Genomic DNA, 17,079 nt, shown 5'->3' on the forward strand with positions numbered 1-17,079 from the left:
GCGCTCGTGGCATTCATCGAACAGCACGGCCGCGACGCCCGAAAGCTCGGGGTCGCGCTGCAGCCGCCGCAGGAAGACGCCGTCGGTATTGAACTCGATCCGCGTCTTCGGCCCCGCTTTCGTGTCGAGGCGGACGCGGTAGCCGATCGTCTCCCCGACGGTCTCGCCGAGCAGGTCGGCCATGCGGCGCGCGGCCATGCGCGCGGCCAGCCGGCGCGGCTCCAGGACGATGATGCGCCCCGCGGATGCCCAAGGCTGGTCGAGCAGCGCCAGCGGCAGCAGCGTCGTCTTGCCCGAGCCGGGCGGTGCCTGCACGACCAGATTGCTGCCTGCCGCCAGCGCAGCCTGAACCTGCGGCAGGACGGCCTGGATCGGCAGCGCATGGGTGAGTTGCAAATTTTGCAATATTCGAGAATCCGCCAAACTGAAAAGGTACGCTTCCATCGAGCGTCAGCCCAGAATGTCAGAAATTCCGATCGCCAGTACGGTTTCCAGTCCGACGCCCCTGCTCCGGGCGATGGCGATGATGGTGGGCTCGACCCTCTGCTTTGTCGGCATGCATGCCTTGGTCACCAAGGTATCGCAAGACCTTCACCCCATCGAAGTGGCGTTTTTCCGCAACCTCTTCGGCTTTGTCGTGCTGATGCCGGCGCTGATCCGCAGCCGCTTCACCGCCTTCCGGACCACCAAGCTGCATCTGCACGCGCTTCGCGGCGGCGTGAACAGCGTCTCGATGATGATGTTCTTCTCCGCACTGGCGATCACGCCGCTGGCGCAGGCCACCGCGCTGTCCTACACGGCACCGCTCTTCATGACCATCGGCGCCGTGTTCTTCCTCGGCGAGACCCTGCGCGCCCGCCGCATCGTCGCCCTGGTGGTCGGCTTTGTCGGCGCGCTGATCGTCCTCCGGCCCGGCCTCGTGCCGCTCGACCTCGGTCCCATCCTGGTCGTCAGCTCGGCCGTGCTCTGGGCCATTTCGATGATCGACATCAAGATTCTCTCGCGTACGGATTCCAGCCTGACGATCGCCACCTACATGCTGGTCTTCGTCACGCCGATCACCTTCATTGCCGCGCTGTTCGTCTGGGAAACGCCGAGCTGGGAAAGCCTCGGCTGGCTGTTCCTGCTGGGCGGCCTGGGCTCGCTGGGCCATATCCTGTTTGCGGAATCGTTCAAGCAGGCCGACACCACGGTGCTGATGCCGCTGGATTTCACCAAGATGATCTGGGCCGCGATCCTCGGCTTCCTGTTTTTCGGCCAGGTGCCCGACCTGTGGACCTGGGTCGGCGGCACCGTCATCTTCGCCAGCGCCACCTATATCTCCTATCGCGAACACCAGCTGGCCCGCCGCGCCGCGGCGCCTACCCATGCGGGAAATGCCGGAAAATTAGACTGACGCCTGTCTTCTCGGCATTAACGCTTTGGTCGGGCGAAGCTATTTACAAGCAGGTCCGAATCCGGTTCCATCTGTCCGCGTACCGCGCAAGCGGTACCCAGGGAGAGATCATAATAAGGAACCGTCCATGGCCGAGGAGTATATCCTCACGACCGAAGGGCTGACCAAGCAGTTCGCCGGCTTCACAGCCGTCAAGAATGTTAACCTTAAAGTCCGTCGTCACAGCATCCACGCCCTGATCGGCCCGAACGGTGCCGGCAAGACCACCTGCTTCAACCTTCTGACGAAGTTCCTGACCCCGTCCCACGGCCGGATCACCTATAACGGCCGTGACATCACCGCCGAGAAGCCGGCCGATATCGCCCGGAGCGGGATGGTGCGGTCTTTCCAGATTTCTGCAGTTTTTCCGCATCTTACCCTGATGGAGAACCTGCGCGTGGCGCTGCAGCGGCCGCTCGGCACCTCCTTCCATTTCTGGAAGTCGCAGTCCACCCTGGACGCGCTGGACGACCGGGCGGAGGAGCTGCTGCAGGCGGTCGGCCTGATCGACTATCGCCATCTGACAGCTGTGGAACTGCCCTACGGCCGCAAGCGCGCCCTCGAGATCGCTACCACCCTGGCGCTCGAGCCGGAAATGATGCTGCTGGACGAGCCGATGGCCGGCATGGGCCATGAAGACATCGACCGCATCTCGGACCTGATCAAACGGGTGGCTGCCAACCGCACCATCCTGATGGTCGAGCACAATCTGAGTGTCGTCGCCAAACTGTCTGACACGATTACCGTTCTGCGCCGCGGCGAGATTCTGGCCGAAGGCAATTACGAGACGGTATCGAAGAATCCGGAAGTGATCGAGGCGTATATGGGGACCGGCGATGCTTAACGGCAACGGCGCGGACGGCGTCGAACTGGCCGTCAAGGACCTGCATTCCTGGTATGGCGAATCCCACATCCTGCATGGGATGAATTTCGAGGTCCGCAAGGGCGAGGTTGTCACCCTTCTGGGCCGCAACGGCGCCGGCAAGACCACGACCATGAAATCCATCATGGGGATGGTCACCAACCGCAAGGGTTCGGTGACCTACGAGGGGCAGGAGCTCATCCAGCTGCCCTCGAACAGGATCGCGCGCATGGGCCTGGCCTTCTGCCCGGAAGAACGGGGCATTTTCGCCAGCCTGAACGTCTACGAGAATCTCACGCTGCCGCCCGCCGTGAAACCCGGCGGCATGAGCCTCGACGAGATCTACCAGATCTTCCCGAACCTGAAGGAACGCCTGAAAAGCCAGGGCACGAAGCTGTCCGGCGGCGAGCAGCAGATGCTGGCAATCGGCCGCATCCTGCGCACCGGCGCGACCTTCCTGCTGCTGGACGAGCCGACCGAAGGCCTCGCGCCCGTCATCGTCCAGCAGATCGGCGCCATGATCCGGCTGCTGAAGCAAAAGGGCTACACGATCCTTCTGGTTGAGCAGAATTTCCGCTTTGCCAGCACGGTGGCCGACCGCCATTACGTGGTCGAGCATGGCAAGGTCATCGACATGATTCCGAACGATCAGGTGCAGAGCAACATCGGAAAGCTTGAAGCCTATCTCGGGGTGTGACGCAAAAGTTTAAAACCTAGGAGGGAACGATGCGTTTTAAGTCACTCGCAATTTCTGCTGCCGCGGTGCTCGCCGCCGGCAGCGCTCACGCCCAGTACACCAACGGCACGATCAAAATCGGTGTCATGAACGACCAGTCGGGCCTCTATGCCGATGTGACTGGTCCGGGCAGCACCTGGGCGGCCAAGAAGGCGGTCGAGGATTACGGTGCCGCCGCCAAGGGGTTGAAGGTGGAAGTCGTTTTCGCCGACCACCAGAACAAGCCCGACGTCGGCTCCAACGTCGCCCGCCAGTGGTATGACACCGACGGCGTCGACGTGATCGTCGACGTGCCGACCTCGTCGGTGGCGCTCGCCATCAACCAGATCGCCAAGGAAAAGAACAAGGTGTTCCTCGGCTCGGGCCCGGCCAGCTCGGATCTGACCGGCAAGGCCTGCACGCCGAACTTTGTGCACTGGACCTACGACACCTGGGCGCTCGCCAACGGCACCGGCAAGGCGATCGTGCAGACCGGCGGCAAGGACTGGTTCTTCCTGACCGCCGACTACGCCTTCGGCCATGCGCTGGAGAAGGATACCGGCGATGTCGTGAAGGCCGGCGGCGGCAAGGTGCTCGGCGCCGTCCGTCACCCGCTGTCGACGAACGACTTCTCGTCCTTCCTGCTGCAGGCGCAGTCCTCGAAGGCGCAGATCATCGGTCTGGCCAACGCCGGCGGCGACACCATCAACTCGATCAAGCAGGCGGCTGAATTCGGCATCGTCGAAGGTGGCCAGAAGCTGGCGGGCATGCTGATGTTCATCTCTGACGTCCACTCGCTGGGCCTCAAGACTGCCCAAGGCCTGAACTTCACCACGGCCTGGTACTGGGACATGAACGACGCCAACCGCGCCTTCGCCAAGGAGTTCGCGGCGGCCAACGGCGGCAAGATGCCGACCATGGTCCATGCGGGCGTCTATTCGTCGGTCATCCACTACCTGAAGGCCGTCGAAGCCCTGAAGTCTGACGCCGATGGCGCCAAGGTTGTCGCCAAGATGAAGGAACTGCCGACCGAGGATAAGCTGTTCGGCAAGGGCACGATCCGCAAGGACGGCCGCAAGCTGCACGACATGTACCTGGTCGAAGTGAAGAAGCCCAGCGAGTCGAAGTACCCCTGGGACTATCTCCACGTGAAGAAGACCATCCCGGCTGCCGAAGCCTGGCGTCCGGAAAAGGACGGCGGCTGCTCGCTGGCCAGCTGATCTGATCGCTACCGGTGCCGGCCGCATCGCCGGCCGGCACCACTTTCGATTTCTCTGGGGGTCACCGCATGTTGTTCGAGTTGATCGGCATTCCGCCGCAGGCATTATTCGGCCAGTTGTTGCTGGGCCTGATCAACGGTGCGTTCTATGCCATGCTCAGCCTGGGGCTGGCGGTGATCTTCGGCCTGCTCAACGTCATCAATTTCACCCATGGCGCCCAGTACATGATGGGGGCCTTCGCCGCCTGGATGCTGCTGGAATGGGCCGGCGTACCCTACTGGGGTGCTCTGGTGCTGGCGCCGATCATCGTCGGCGCAACCGGCATCGTCATGGAGCGGCTGTTCCTGCGCCGGCTCTATCATCTTGATCATCTGTACGGGCTGCTGCTGACCTTCGGTCTGGCGCTGATCATCGAAGGCGTTTTCCGCAAGCAGTTCGGCTCCAGCGGACTTCCCTACGCCAACCCGCTGCCGGGCGGCACGCGGCTGGACTTCATGTTCTTGCCCTGGTACCGCGCCTGGATCGTCGTTGCCTCACTGGTGATCTGCCTCGGAACCTGGTTCCTGATCGAGCGGACCAAGCTCGGCTCCTATCTGCGCGCAGCCGTCGAGCGCCCCGATCTGGTGCAGGCCTTCGGCATCAACGTGCCCCGCATGATCACGCTGACCTACGGCTTCGGCGTCGGTCTTGCCGGCCTTGCCGGCGTGCTGGCCGCGCCCGCCTACAACGTCAGCCCGCTGATGGGATCCAACCTGATCATCATCGTCTTCGCGGTGGTGGTGATCGGCGGCATGGGATCGATCCTCGGCGCGATCGTGACGGGCTTCGGCCTCGGCGTGATCGAGGGCCTGACCAAAGTGTTTTACCCGGAAGCCTCCAACACGGTCATTTTCATCATCATGGCGATCGTCCTGATGGTGAAACCGGCCGGCCTGTTCGGCACGCCGAAGTGAGGCTGGCACCATGATGAAATCTGGCATGACCAAGAATCGCGACCTGCTGATCTTCGCCATCATGATCGCCTTTGCGATCGTGATCCCGGCAGCGATCTATCCCGTGTTCCTGATGAAGGTGCTGTGCTTCGCGCTGTTCGCGCTCGCCTTCAACCTGCTGATCGGCTATGTCGGCCTGCTCTCCTTCGGGCATGCGATGTTCTTCGGCGGCGCTGCCTATATCAGCGGCCATGTCGTCAAGGTCTGGGGCTGGTCGCCGGAACTCGGCATCCTGGCGGGCACCGCCTGCGCCGCCCTGCTCGGCCTGGTCACCGGCAGCCTCGCAATCCGCCGCCAGGGCATCTATTTCGCGATGGTCACTCTCGCGCTGGCGCAGATGGTGTTCTTCTTCTGCCTGCAGGCACCGTTCACCGGCGGCGAGGACGGCATCCAGGCCATTCCGCGCCGGCCGGTGCTGGGCCTGTTCGACCTGTCGAACGACTACGCCTTCTACTACCTGGTGCTCGGCATCTTTGCCTTCGGCTTCCTGGTGATCTGGCGCACGATCCATTCGCCGTTCGGTCAGGTGCTGAAGGCCATCCGCGAAAACGAGCCGCGCGCCGTTTCGCTCGGCTATCGCGTTGACCACTACAAGCTGCTGGCCTTCGTCCTCTCGGCCGCCCTGGCGGGCATGGCCGGTGCCACCAAGGCCCTGGTCTTCCAGCTCGCCTCACTGACCGACGTCGCCTGGCAGATGTCGGGCGAGGTCGTGCTGATGACCCTGGTCGGCGGCATGGGCACCGTCTTCGGCCCGATCGTCGGCGCCGCGGTGATTATCACCATGCAGAACTACCTCGCCCAGTTCGGCGAGTGGGTGCTGGTGATTCAGGGCGCGATCTTCGTGATCGTCGTGCTGGCCTTCCGCAAGGGTATCGTCGGCGAGCTGCAGGCCTGGTGGCAGCGGAGGCAGAATCGTCAGACAAGCTGAAGGGGGGATCGTTACAATGAGGAGGCTGCTCCTGATCTCGCTGTTTGTCATGGGGCTGGGCGGACTGCCTCACCCCTTAAGGGCCGATGACTTCAAGGTCATGACGGCTGCCGAAATCGGCGAGAAGATCGTCGGAAACACAATCACGGGACTGGGACGCCGCGGCGACTGCACCTTCTACGACTACTTCGCGAAGGACGGCAGCGCGACGTCGAAATGTGGCAACTATGCCGATACCGGCCAGTGGCGCCCCGGCGGCGACAGTCTCTGCATCAAATGGACACGGCGGTCGAACGAGTACTGCCTGACCTTCCAGACTGACGGGAGCAAATATCAGGTGATCAACCCTGATCGCGGCCCGACGCCGTTTCCCTTTTCTATCCTTCCGGGCAAGCAGGAACGCTGACGCTCAGCGGGCAGCCCCCAGCCCGATCCGGCTGCGGTCGTAGGCGGCGGTCGCCCGGCGGCACCAGACGCTGTTGTCCAGATACCACTGCACGGTCGCCCTCAGTCCCGTATCAAGGTCGTAACGCGGCTGCCAGCCCAGTTCGCGCTCGGCCTTGGCCGGATCGATGGCGTAGCGCGCATCATGGCCCGGCCGGTCGGTGACGAACTCGATCAGCTCGGCATAGGACGCGCCTCCCTGCCGGGGTACCAGAGTGTCCAGAATGGCGCAGAGGCGGTTGACCAGATCGATGTTGCGCTGCTCGCCCCGGGCACCGATCAGGTAGGTCTCGCCGGCCCGGCCCTTCTCCATGACAAGCTGCAGCGCGGCGGCATGGTCCTCGACATGGATCCAGTCGCGCACCTGCAGACCCTGGCCGTAGACCGGCAGCCGCCTGCCCTCCAGCGCATTCAGCACGGTGAGCGGGATCAGCTTTTCGGGAAACTGGTGCGGCCCGTAATTGTTGCCGCAATTCGTCACCAGGATCGGCAGGCCGTAGGTGCGGCCGAAGGCCCGGGCGAGATGGTCCGAGGCGGCCTTGCTGGCAGCATAGGGTGAATTCGGCCGGTAGGGGCTGTTCTCGTCGAAGCGGCCGGTGGCACCCAGCTCGCCATAGACCTCGTCGGTCGAGACCTGAAGATGCCGGAACTGGGTCTTCGCCGTCCCGTCCAGGCCGCGCCAGTGGTCCAGCGCCGCTTCCAGCAGCACCAGGGTGCCGTTGACGTTGGTTTCGATGAAGGGCGCCGGGCTGTCGATCGAACGGTCGACATGGCTCTCGGCCGCGAGGTGGTACACCGCCGCCGGCCGGTAGGTGGAATATATCCGTCTGATCGCCGCCCGGTCGCAGATGTCGACCTGCTCGAAATGGTGCAGGTCCGGGTGGGGCAGACCGGCAAGGTTGTCGGGATTACCGGCATAGGTCAGCTTGTCCACGGTCACGACCCGCTGCCCCTGGGCATTCAGCCGCCGTACCAGCGCCGACCCGATGAAGCCGGCACCGCCGGTCACGATCACCGTCATGGACAGATCTCCTCGCGGCTTTGTATACCGGAGCCGAAAGCCGCCCGGAAGCCCCGCGAAAAGACGCCCGCCGCCGGTTGGTTCCGGCCGCTTACCGCCCCATATTGGCAGCCATGAGCCAGACCCTCCAAGGCCAGACCGGCATCCAGAGCATGGAGCGCGAGATCGAGGATCCGGATCGCTTCGCCGATGCGAATTTCCCCGATTTCATCCCGCACCGCCCGCCGCGCCCCGAGAAGAGCGAGGGCGGCATCGCCTATGACCTGCAGGCCCCCTACGAACCCAGGGGAGACCAGCCCACCGCGATCGCGGAACTGGTCGCGGGCGTGGAGCGGGCCGACCGCGACCAGGTGCTGCTCGGCGTCACCGGCTCGGGCAAGACCTTCAGCATGGCGCAGGTGATCGCGCGCACCGGCAAGCCCGCCCTGATCCTGGCGCCGAACAAGACGCTGGCGGCGCAGCTTTACGGCGAGATGAAGGCCTTCTTCCCGAACAACGCCGTGGAGTATTTCGTCTCCTACTACGACTACTACCAGCCCGAGGCCTACGTCCCGCGCAGCGACACCTACATCGAAAAGGACTCCTCGGTGAACGAGCAGATCGACCGCATGCGCCATTCGGCGACGCGCGCCCTGCTCGAGCGCGATGACGTCATCATCGTCGCCTCGGTCTCCTGCATCTACGGTATCGGCTCGGTGGAAACCTACACCGAGATGACGCTGCCGCTGGAGGTGGGCAAGACCGTCGATCGCGACACCCTGCTGCGGCGGCTGGTCGAATTGCACTACCGGCGCAACGACGCCGCTTTCGCCCGCGGCGCCTTCCGGGTGCGCGGCGACGGCATCGAGATCTTCCCGTCCCATATGGAAGACCGCGCGTGGCGGCTGTCGCTGTTCGGCGACGAACTGGAAAGCATTGTGGAATTCGACCCGCTGACCGGCCACAAGACCGGCGAGATGAAGTCGGTCAAGCTCTACGCCAACAGTCACTATGTGACGCCGAAGCCGACGCTGCAGCAGGCGATGGAGCAGATCAAGGTCGATCTCCGCATCCGGCTCGACCAGCTGACGAAGATGGGGCGCCTGCTGGAAGCCCAGCGGCTGGAGCAGCGCACCAGCTTCGACCTCGAGATGATGGCGGCAACCGGTTCCTGCGCCGGCATCGAGAACTATTCCCGCTATCTCACCGGCCGCAATCCGGGCGAGCCGCCGCCGACCCTGTTCGAATACCTGCCCGACGACGCGCTGCTCTTCGTCGACGAAAGCCACGTCACCGTGCCGCAGATCGGCGGCATGTTCCGCGGTGACTTCCGGCGCAAGGCGACGCTGGCCGAATACGGCTTCCGCCTGCCCTCCTGCATCGACAACCGGCCGCTGCGCTTCCGCGAATGGGACCGCCTGCGGCCGCAGACCATCTTCGTGTCCGCGACGCCGGGCAAATGGGAGCTGGAACGCACCGGCGGCGTCTTCGTCGAGCAGGTGATCCGCCCGACCGGCCTGATCGATCCGGTCACCGAGATCCGCCCGGTCGAACACCAGGTGGACGACCTGCTGGCCGAATGCCGCACCGTGATCCAGAAGGGGTACCGCGTTCTGGTCACCACGCTGACCAAGCGCATGGCCGAAGACCTGACCGAATACATGACCGAGGTCGGCCTGAAGGTACGCTACCTGCATTCCGACATCGATACGCTGGAGCGCATCGAGATCATCCGCGACCTGCGGCTCGGCGTGTTCGACATCCTGATCGGCATCAACCTGCTGCGCGAGGGCCTCGACATTCCCGAATGCGGCCTTGTCGCCATCCTGGATGCCGACAAGGAGGGCTTCCTGCGGTCGGAAACCTCGCTGATCCAGACTATCGGCCGTGCCGCCCGCAACGTGGATGGCCGGGTCATTCTCTATGCCGACAAAATGACCAACAGCCTGCAGCGGGCGCTGGACGAAACCGCGCGCCGCCGCGCCAAGCAGCAGGCCTATAACGAACAGCATGGCATCACGCCGGAAAGCGTGAAGAAGCAGATCGGCGACATCCTGCAGTCGGTGTACGAGCAGGATCACTACACCGTCGAAGCCGGCAATGCGAAGGATGGCCACCTGGTCGGCCATAACCTGAAGGCCTATATCGCCGACCTCGAGAAGCGCATGCGCGAGGCCGCGGGCAATCTCGAATTCGAGGAAGCTGCCCGCCTGCGCGACGAGATCAAACGGCTGGAGCTGCATGAACTCGAGGTGCCGAGCGGCCCGATCGCTCTGAAGCCCATGGGCCTGGCCGAAGAACCCTCGGCGGCGCCACGCCCTGTCGGCCGCTCGACGGCGGGCCGCGCCGGTTCCCGCCGCGCCTATCGCGGACGCAAGCGCTGATGCCGGTTCCGGAGAATGCGCCCACCGCGCTGGTGACCGGCGCCGGAATCCGCATCGGCCGTGCCATCGCACTGTATCTGGGCCGCCGCGGCTACAGCATCGCCGTCCATTGCAACCGCTCGCGCACCGATGCCGATGCCGTGGCACAGGAGATCATCGCTGCCGGCGGCAAGGCCGCTGTCGTTCAGGCCGATCTCTCGGATCATGACTCCGTGCAGGGACTGGTCGACAGGGCCGCTGCCGTCCTGGGGCCGGTATCGGTGCTGGTCAACAACGCCTCCAGTTTCGACTACGACCACGTGGAGACTGCCACCGGCCCGCTCTGGGATCGCCAGCTCGCGGTAAACCTGAAGGCGCCGTTCTTCCTCTCACAGGCCTTTGCCGCCCAGCTGCCGTCCGACGCGCCGGGCAATATCATCAACATCATCGATATGCGGGTCTGGCGGCTGACGCCGCATTTCGCCTCCTACACGGTTGCCAAGGCTGGCCTGTGGACGCTCACGCAGACCCTCGCCATGGCGTTCGCGCCGCGCATCCGGGTCAACGGCATCGGCCCCGGTCCGGTCCTGCCGAGCCCGCGGCAGACGCCGGAGCAGTTCGCGCGGCAGTGGAACAGCACCCCGCTCAAACGCGGCGCCCATCCGGAAGAGATTGCCGCAGCCGTGGGTTTCCTGCTTGACGCTCCGGCCGTGACGGGCCAGATGATCGCCTTGGACGGCGGCCAGCATCTGCCCTCGCATCAGCAGGGGGGCCCGCTGTCCTCCGGCCCGGCAGGCCTCGAGGAATAGCATGACGATCCACGAACGCGCCCGCGCTGCCTGGGCGGAAATCCCGGTTCCGGCCCTCAGCCCGCCGAACCCGCCGCTGCGACGCGTCTTCGTACGCGGCCTCGAGCTGCAGGCGCTGATCGGCATCTATCCCCATGAGAGGGAAAGGCCCCAGACGGTGCGGATCAGCATGGATCTCTGGGTTCCGGAAACGCCCGGGCAACCGCCGAAAACCTACGCCGAGGTGGTCTGCTACGAGCAACTGGTCAACCGCACCCGGGAGCTGCTTGCTCAGGGCCATGTCGATCTGGTGGAGACCCTGGCGGAACGGCTGGCGGAAATGTGCCTGGCGGACCCCCGGGTGCAGCGGGTTCGGGTCAGTGTGGAAAAGCCCGACGCCATTGTGGAAGCCGCCGGCGTGGGTGTGGAAATCGAACGCCGCCGCACATGATCTGGTTGTATTGGGCCATGGATAAGACTTGACTTTACGATAAGTGTCGAATCCGGGGCGAAGAGTTGTGCACAAGGCTGCAGAAGACGGACACGGATCACCCGGAGGTTGCCGCTCTGCCTCATCAATGTGGATAACTTGAATTATTACTTACCCAACAAATACTTATAAAGGCCAGTAGGTGCTGTACCTTTGCGTTTTGCCGGTGTGACACCCCGGCAGGGTCGATTCGGGGAAAGTTTCCCCACAAAGTTATCCACAGGCTTGGGACCTTTTTGTCAACGACATGTAATCATTGGCCTTTTGCCAGTAGAGTCTGCGTATGACTGAGCCGGACAGCATGGTTATCCCGACCGCCCCCGAGGCGGCGGACGCGCCGGGCGAAATCGGCGCCGCGGCCATCGCCCGGCATCTGCCGACGCTGCCGCTCGGCCCGGGCATCTACCGGATGCTCGATGCCAGGGGCGAGGTTCTCTACGTCGGCAAGGCGCGCAGCCTGCGCAAGCGGGTCGCCTCCTACACCAAGCCCAACGGACTGACCATCCGTATCCTGCGCATGGTCCGGCAGGTTGCCGCGGTCGAGGTCACCACGACCCATACCGAGGCCGAGGCGCTGCTGCTTGAAGCGAATATGATCAAGAAGCTGCAGCCGCCGTTCAACGTGCTGCTGAAGGACGACAAATCCTTCCCCTACATTCTGGTGGCCCGCGATCATCCCTATCCCAGCATCACCAAGCATCGCGGCGCGCGGGATATACCGGGCGAGTATTTCGGCCCCTTCGCCTCGACGGGTGCCGTCCATGTCACGCTGAACGCACTGTCGCGGGCCTTTCCGCTGCGCAGCTGCAGCGACAGCGAGTTTGCCAGCCGCACCCGCCCCTGCCTGCAGTACCAGATCAAGCGCTGCTCGGCGCCCTGCGTTCAGCGCATCTCGCAGGCCGACTATCTGGCGCTGGTGGACGAGGCGCGCGACTTCCTCAGCGGCCGCAACCGTCACGTTCTCGACGCCTGGCGCGAGCGGATGCAGGCTGCCTCCGAAGCGCTCGACTTCGAGACCGCCGCCGCGCTGCGCGACCGCATCCGGGCGCTGGCGCATATCACCCAGAAGCAGGACATCAACCTTGCGGAGATCGAGGATGCCGACGTCATCGCCGTGCATGCGGAAGGCGGTCTGGTCTGCATCCAGATCTTCTTCTTCCGCGCCGGCCAGAATTTCGGCAATCGCAGCTATTTCCCCGCCCATACCCGCGACGTCGCGATTGAAGAGGTTCTCGACGCTTTCATCGGCCAGTTCTATGCCCAGCGCGAGCCGCCGCGCCTGATCCTGATCAACCACAAGGTTAGCAATGCCGCGCTGATCGAGGAGGCGCTCAGCCGCCATGCCGGACGCAGGGTCGAGCTCCACTGTCCGCAGCGCGGCACCAAGCGCGACCTGGTGCAGCTTGCCGCCGACAATGCGCGGGATGCGCTGCGCCGCCGCCTGGCGGAAACCTCCTCGCAGCAGATGCTGCTGGCCGGCGTGGCCGAGCTGTTCGGCCTGGAGGCGCCGCCGCAGCGGATCGAGGTTTACGACAACAGCCACATCATGGGCCGTCATGCCGTCGGAGCCATGATCGTGGCGGGCCCCGAGGGCCTGCGCAAGAACGCCTATCGCAAGTTCAACATCCGCGGCGAAGACATCGAGCCCGGCGACGATTACGCCATGATGAAGGAAGTGCTGAGCCGCCGCTTCCAGCGCCTGCTGAAGGAAGATCCCGAGGGCGAGCAGGGCGAATGGCCTGACCTGCTGCTCATCGACGGCGGCAAGGGCCAGCTCAGCGCGACGCTGCAGGTACTGGCCGAACTCGGCATCGACGATGTTCCCGTTGTCGGCATTGCAAAGGGCCCCGACCGCAATGCCGGCCGCGAGCAGTTCTTCCTGCCCGGACGCGAACCCTTCATGCTGGAACCGCGCCATCCGGTGCTGTTCTTCCTGCAGCGTTTGCGCGACGAGGCACACCGCTTCGCCATCGGCACCCACCGCGCCAAACGCGCAAAGGACCAGGTAAGGTCACCGCTGGATGAAATACCCGGAATCGGCGCGGTGCGGAAAAAGGCCCTGCTGCTGCATTTCGGCTCCGCCAAGGCGGTTTCGCGTGCCGGTCTGGCCGATCTGGAAGCCGCGCCCGGCGTCAGCAAGGCGGTCGCCAAGCGGGTCTATGACTTTTTCCACGGCGGCTGAAGCCGAGCGGCTCTGGCCTGCCTAGGGCCAAAATGCGATAGTTGCCGGGCCATGCTGAACAGCCTGCCCAACATTCTGACTGTTTCCCGGATTCTGGCGATTCCGGCCATCTGCGCGGCGTTCTATCTGCCTGGCGCCTGGAGCGCCTGGGTGCCGCTGGTCCTGTTCGCCGCTGCCGGAATCACCGACTGGTTCGACGGGTATCTTGCCCGCCGCTGGGGCCAGATGTCGGATCTCGGCCGTTTCCTCGATCCGGTCGCGGACAAGCTGCTGGTGGCGGCTGTGATCCTGATGCTGATCGCCTTCGAGCGCATCGACCGCATTACCTGTCTTGCCGCAGTGGTCATCATGTGCCGCGAAGTGACCGTGACGGGCCTGCGCGAGTTTCTGGCGGAGCTGCGGGTGAAGGTGCCGGTCTCGCGGCTGGCGAAATGGAAAACGACCGTGCAGCTCATTGCGCTCGGCATACTGATCGTCGGCGATCACGGGCCGGATGCCATCCCGATCCGGCTGATCGGCGAGATCGGCCTGTGGGTCGCGGCCGTACTGACCATTTATACCGGCTGGGATTATCTGCAGACCGGCCTGCGCCACATGGCCGCGCAGCCCGAGCCGGGACGCGGAGGCAACGACTAGATGCGTATCCTGTATTTCGCCTGGCTGCGGGAACGGGTCGGCATCGCGGAGGAAACGGTCGACCTGCCGGCCGACATTCGCAACGTCGCCGGCCTGCTCGACTGGCTGCGCAGCCGCGGCGACACCTATGCAACGGCCCTGGCCGATCTTTCCATGGTCCGGGTCGCCGTGAACCAGGACTACGCCCGGCCGGACGATCCTGTTTCCGCAAACGACGAAGTCGCGCTCTTTCCTCCTGTCACGGGAGGCTGACATGACGGTACGGGTGCAGCGCGAGGATTTCGATACTGCCGCCGAGCTCGAGGGGCTCACCCGCGGCAACCGGAAGATCGGGGCCGTCGTCACCTTTACCGGCCTCGTCCGTGACTTCGCCGAAGACGGGCAGATCCGCAAAATGACCCTGGAGCATTATCCGGGCATGACCGAGAAGCAGCTCGCCGCAATTGTGCAGCAGGCAGAGCAACGCTGGCCGCTGGACGGCTGTCTTGTCATTCACCGGTACGGGCCGCTCGAGCCGGGTGACCGGATCGTGCTGGTCATCGTCGCCTCCGCCCATCGCCAGGCAGCCTTCGAGGCCTGCGCTTTCCTTGTCGACTGGCTCAAGACCCGCGCCCCATTCTGGAAACTGGAAGAACGGGAACAGGGGCATCGCTGGGTGGAAGCCAAGTCCAGTGACGACGCCGCGGCCGCACGCTGGCACCGCTGAAACAGCAGCCTGCACTTGTTGTCCCGGTTTACTGCGCCCGGCGGCTGTGGCATCCCTAGCGCATCGGCCGCCTATGCGTCTGGTCTGGGGGATGGCGTCCGACCCGGCAGAATCCGAAAGTCGCACGCCGTATGGCAGGGTCATCCTCATCGCCGCCCGCTCCGCCCGCCGCCTCGGCTCGGGAGCGCGGCTTCACGGCCGCTCAGATCCGCAGCAAGTCGCTCAGTAATCTGCTGGGCTACTGGAGCGCCAAACGGCAGCATCTCGGGCGACTGCCGGCGCGGGCCGATCTGCAGCCGGAAGAAATGCTGCCCTTCCTGCCCTTCGTGGCGCTGATCACCGTCCAGGAATCCTCACCGCGTTTCCAGTTCAGGCTGGTCGGCACCGGGATCGTGAGTGCGCTGGGGCAGGAAGCGACCAGCCGCGCCGTCGATCAGTCGCTGCTCGGCGCCAATGTCGAAGAGGTGGAACGCTTCTTCTCGATACCCGTCCAGAGCCGCATGCCGGCCTATGCTTCCGGAGAGTATATGGTGGCGCCCTCCAACCGCGGCCTGGGCTTTGAAACCCTCCTCGTGCCTTTATCGGGCGACGGAGCGCGTGTCGACATGCTGCTGGGCGGTCTGGTCGGCGAGCGCATCCACCGCGAGGAAAGAATCAGCCAGTTTCACTATCACTTCTACTGCCCTCTTACAGAAGCGGCCGCCCCTGTGGGAGCGGCCGCAATCCTGCAGAGCGACACTCAGTGAAGCCGCGGATTACGCCGCCGCCTTGCGCCGCGTGGCGTGGTCGAAGTCGGCCAGCAGCTGCTGGCAGATGCGGCCCGGCGTGAAGCGATACGGCCCGATCTCGGAAACCGGCGTCACTTCCGCCGCCGTGCCGGTCAGGAAGCATTCCTCGAAGCCGGTCAGCTCCTCGGGCATGATCGCGCGCTCGATCACCTCGATGCCGCGCGCCTTCGCCATGGCGATCACCGCGCGACGGGTGATGCCGTCGAGGAAGCAGTCCGGCGTCGGCGTATGCAGCTTGCCGTCCTTCGAGAAGAAGATATTGGCGCCGGTCGCTTCCGCCACCTGGCCGCGCCAGTCGAGCATCAGCGCATCCTGGTAACCCTCGCGCTCGGCCTTGTGCTTCGACAGCGTGCAGATCATGTAGAGGCCGGCAGCCTTGGCCTTGGTCGGCGCGGTATTCGGTGCGGGGCGGCGCCAGTCGCTGATCTGCAGCCGCAATCCCTTCATCTTGGCTTCCGGCGAGAAGTAGCTCGGCCATTCCCAGACAGCGATCGCGAGATGGATCTTGTTCTGCTGGGCCGAGACACCCATCGTCTCGGAACCGCGCCAGGCGATCGGCCGGACATAGCAGTCGGGCATCTTGTTGGCGGCCACCGTCTCGCGGGTGGCGCGATCGATTTCCTCGACGGAATACGGGATGGTGAAATCCATCAGCTTCGCCGAATCGACCAGCCGCTGGCTGTGTTCGGTCAGGTGAAACACCTCGCCGCCATAGGCGCGTTCGCCCTCGAAGACGGCGGAGGCGTAATGCAGGCCATGGGTCAGCACATGCAGCTTGGCATCCCGAAAGGGGATCAGCTTGCCGTCGAGCCAGATCAGGCCGTCGCGGTCGTCATAAGGGATTAGGGACATCTCGGGTCTCCTTTGGAGAAACGGACTTTTTCAGGTATTATTGTTACCCGTCACTAGGCTTAGAAGTAACAAAATAAGCAAACTATGTCAACATTGCTGACGTATATTACGCAGCAACATGCTCTCCCGGCCCGGCCGACGCTGCCTTGAAGGCGGCTATCCCTTCGCGTCATATAGGACATCATGAGCGACCTGAAATCTCTGGCCAATCCGTTGTTTCTGCGCGAGGACGAGCTTCGCCAGGGTATCGAGCTGCTATTCTACGCCTACCGGGACTTCACCCGGGGGCCGGACGAGATCCTGGCCCGGTACAATTTCGGCCGCGCCCATCACCGCGCGCTGCATTTCATCGGCGGCCACCCCGGCATCACCGTGGCGGAGCTGCTGGCCATCCTGCGCATCACCAAGCAGAGCCTCTCGCGGGTGCTGTCGGCGCTGATCGAAGGCGGCTTCGTGCGCCAGCAGCAGGGCACCCGCGATCGCCGGCAGCGGCAGCTCTTCCTCACCGAGCAGGGCAAGAACCTGGAACGTCAGATTGCCACGGTCCAGCAGGCCAAGGTGGCGGAGGCCTATCGCGAAGCCGGCGCCGAGGCCGTTGCCGGCTATCGCAAGGTGCTGGCCGGGCTGATCGACGAACAGGATCGTGCAGCCATTCTGCGGTCCATCCAGCGGCGCTGA

Annotated in this window: 19 protein-coding genes; 16 read left to right on the plus strand and 3 right to left on the minus strand. The window is 64.3% G+C overall.

All coding sequences use genetic code 11. The features are described from left to right. On the minus strand, positions 1-396 hold a 396-nt coding region (locus tag VKZ87_RS01455), incomplete at its 3' end, for a DEAD/DEAH box helicase (protein WP_414655612.1). A gap of 64 nt (positions 397-460) precedes the next feature. Here VKZ87_RS01455 and VKZ87_RS01460 point away from each other — a divergent pair. From VKZ87_RS01460 to VKZ87_RS01490, 7 genes are all read left to right on the plus strand, one after another. Beyond that, a complete protein-coding gene (locus tag VKZ87_RS01460) occupies positions 461-1,396 on the plus strand; it encodes a DMT family transporter (RefSeq protein WP_324219460.1) in 936 nt (311 codons plus the stop codon). A 127-nt stretch (positions 1,397-1,523) separates the two neighbouring features. Next, positions 1,524-2,279, plus strand: coding sequence for an ABC transporter ATP-binding protein (locus VKZ87_RS01465; RefSeq protein WP_324219461.1), 756 nt, complete (start codon positions 1,524-1,526; stop codon positions 2,277-2,279). Beyond that, positions 2,272-2,994 (plus strand): ABC transporter ATP-binding protein, encoded by a 723-nt coding sequence (locus tag VKZ87_RS01470; RefSeq protein WP_324219462.1) that lies wholly within the window; start codon positions 2,272-2,274, stop codon positions 2,992-2,994. Before VKZ87_RS01465 ends, VKZ87_RS01470 begins: the two co-directional genes overlap by 8 nt. Before the next feature lie 29 nt (positions 2,995-3,023). Next, positions 3,024-4,232 carry an ABC transporter substrate-binding protein gene (locus tag VKZ87_RS01475; protein WP_324219463.1) on the plus strand — a complete coding sequence of 403 codons (1,209 nt, stop codon included), beginning with the start codon at positions 3,024-3,026 and terminating at the stop codon, positions 4,230-4,232. A gap of 68 nt (positions 4,233-4,300) precedes the next feature. Beyond that, positions 4,301-5,185 carry a branched-chain amino acid ABC transporter permease gene (locus tag VKZ87_RS01480; protein ID WP_414655613.1) on the plus strand — a complete coding sequence of 295 codons (885 nt, stop codon included), beginning with the start codon at positions 4,301-4,303 and terminating at the stop codon, positions 5,183-5,185. A gap of 25 nt (positions 5,186-5,210) precedes the next feature. Continuing rightward, on the plus strand, positions 5,211-6,152 hold the full coding sequence (locus VKZ87_RS01485) for a branched-chain amino acid ABC transporter permease (RefSeq protein ID WP_414655614.1): 942 nt from the start codon (positions 5,211-5,213) through the stop codon (positions 6,150-6,152). Positions 6,153-6,168: 16 nt separating this feature from the next. Then, positions 6,169-6,558 carry a hypothetical protein gene (locus tag VKZ87_RS01490; RefSeq protein ID WP_324219464.1) on the plus strand — a complete coding sequence of 130 codons (390 nt, stop codon included), beginning with the start codon at positions 6,169-6,171 and terminating at the stop codon, positions 6,556-6,558. A gap of 3 nt (positions 6,559-6,561) precedes the next feature. Here VKZ87_RS01490 and rfbB read toward each other — a convergent pair whose 3' ends face one another. Beyond that, positions 6,562-7,617: a dTDP-glucose 4,6-dehydratase gene (rfbB, locus tag VKZ87_RS01495; protein WP_324219465.1), complete on the minus strand. Its 1,056-nt coding sequence runs from the start codon at positions 7,615-7,617 to the stop codon at positions 6,562-6,564. 113 nt (positions 7,618-7,730) lie between these two features. Between rfbB and uvrB the strand changes: the two genes are divergently transcribed. The 8 genes from uvrB (at position 7,731) to VKZ87_RS01535 (ending at position 15,507) form a co-directional block, all read left to right on the plus strand. Continuing rightward, entirely contained in the window at positions 7,731-9,980 is a 2,250-nt protein-coding gene (gene uvrB / locus VKZ87_RS01500; protein WP_324219466.1) for an excinuclease ABC subunit UvrB, read from the plus strand. Further along, complete coding sequence (locus tag VKZ87_RS01505) at positions 9,980-10,768, plus strand: SDR family oxidoreductase (RefSeq protein ID WP_324219467.1); 789 nt, start codon at positions 9,980-9,982, stop codon at positions 10,766-10,768. Before uvrB ends, VKZ87_RS01505 begins: the two co-directional genes overlap by 1 nt. Position 10,769: 1 nt before the next feature. Continuing rightward, positions 10,770-11,198, plus strand: coding sequence for a dihydroneopterin aldolase (folB, locus tag VKZ87_RS01510; protein ID WP_324219468.1), 429 nt, complete (start codon positions 10,770-10,772; stop codon positions 11,196-11,198). A 322-nt stretch (positions 11,199-11,520) separates the two neighbouring features. After that, positions 11,521-13,419 (plus strand): excinuclease ABC subunit UvrC, encoded by a 1,899-nt coding sequence (gene uvrC / locus VKZ87_RS01515; protein ID WP_414655615.1) that lies wholly within the window; start codon positions 11,521-11,523, stop codon positions 13,417-13,419. 51 nt (positions 13,420-13,470) lie between these two features. Further along, positions 13,471-14,055 carry a CDP-diacylglycerol--glycerol-3-phosphate 3-phosphatidyltransferase gene (gene pgsA / locus VKZ87_RS01520; protein WP_324219469.1) on the plus strand — a complete coding sequence of 195 codons (585 nt, stop codon included), beginning with the start codon at positions 13,471-13,473 and terminating at the stop codon, positions 14,053-14,055. Further along, positions 14,056-14,307 carry a molybdopterin converting factor subunit 1 gene (gene moaD, locus VKZ87_RS01525; protein ID WP_324219470.1) on the plus strand — a complete coding sequence of 84 codons (252 nt, stop codon included), beginning with the start codon at positions 14,056-14,058 and terminating at the stop codon, positions 14,305-14,307. 1 nt (position 14,308) lies between these two features. Continuing rightward, positions 14,309-14,761 (plus strand): molybdopterin synthase catalytic subunit MoaE, encoded by a 453-nt coding sequence (moaE, locus tag VKZ87_RS01530; RefSeq protein WP_324219471.1) that lies wholly within the window; start codon positions 14,309-14,311, stop codon positions 14,759-14,761. A 131-nt stretch (positions 14,762-14,892) separates the two neighbouring features. Further along, a complete protein-coding gene (locus VKZ87_RS01535; RefSeq protein WP_324219472.1) occupies positions 14,893-15,507 on the plus strand; it encodes a PAS domain-containing protein in 615 nt (204 codons plus the stop codon). A 9-nt stretch (positions 15,508-15,516) separates the two neighbouring features. Here VKZ87_RS01535 and VKZ87_RS01540 read toward each other — a convergent pair whose 3' ends face one another. Further along, positions 15,517-16,401: a branched-chain amino acid aminotransferase gene (locus tag VKZ87_RS01540; protein ID WP_324219473.1), complete on the minus strand. Its 885-nt coding sequence runs from the start codon at positions 16,399-16,401 to the stop codon at positions 15,517-15,519. A gap of 183 nt (positions 16,402-16,584) precedes the next feature. Here VKZ87_RS01540 and VKZ87_RS01545 point away from each other — a divergent pair, with 183 nt between their 5' ends. Continuing rightward, positions 16,585-17,079 (plus strand): MarR family winged helix-turn-helix transcriptional regulator, encoded by a 495-nt coding sequence (locus tag VKZ87_RS01545; protein ID WP_324219474.1) that lies wholly within the window; start codon positions 16,585-16,587, stop codon positions 17,077-17,079.

Source organism: Ferrovibrio sp. (genome assembly GCF_035304305.1).
In the GTDB taxonomy this organism is placed as follows: domain Bacteria; phylum Pseudomonadota; class Alphaproteobacteria; order Ferrovibrionales; family Ferrovibrionaceae; genus Ferrovibrio.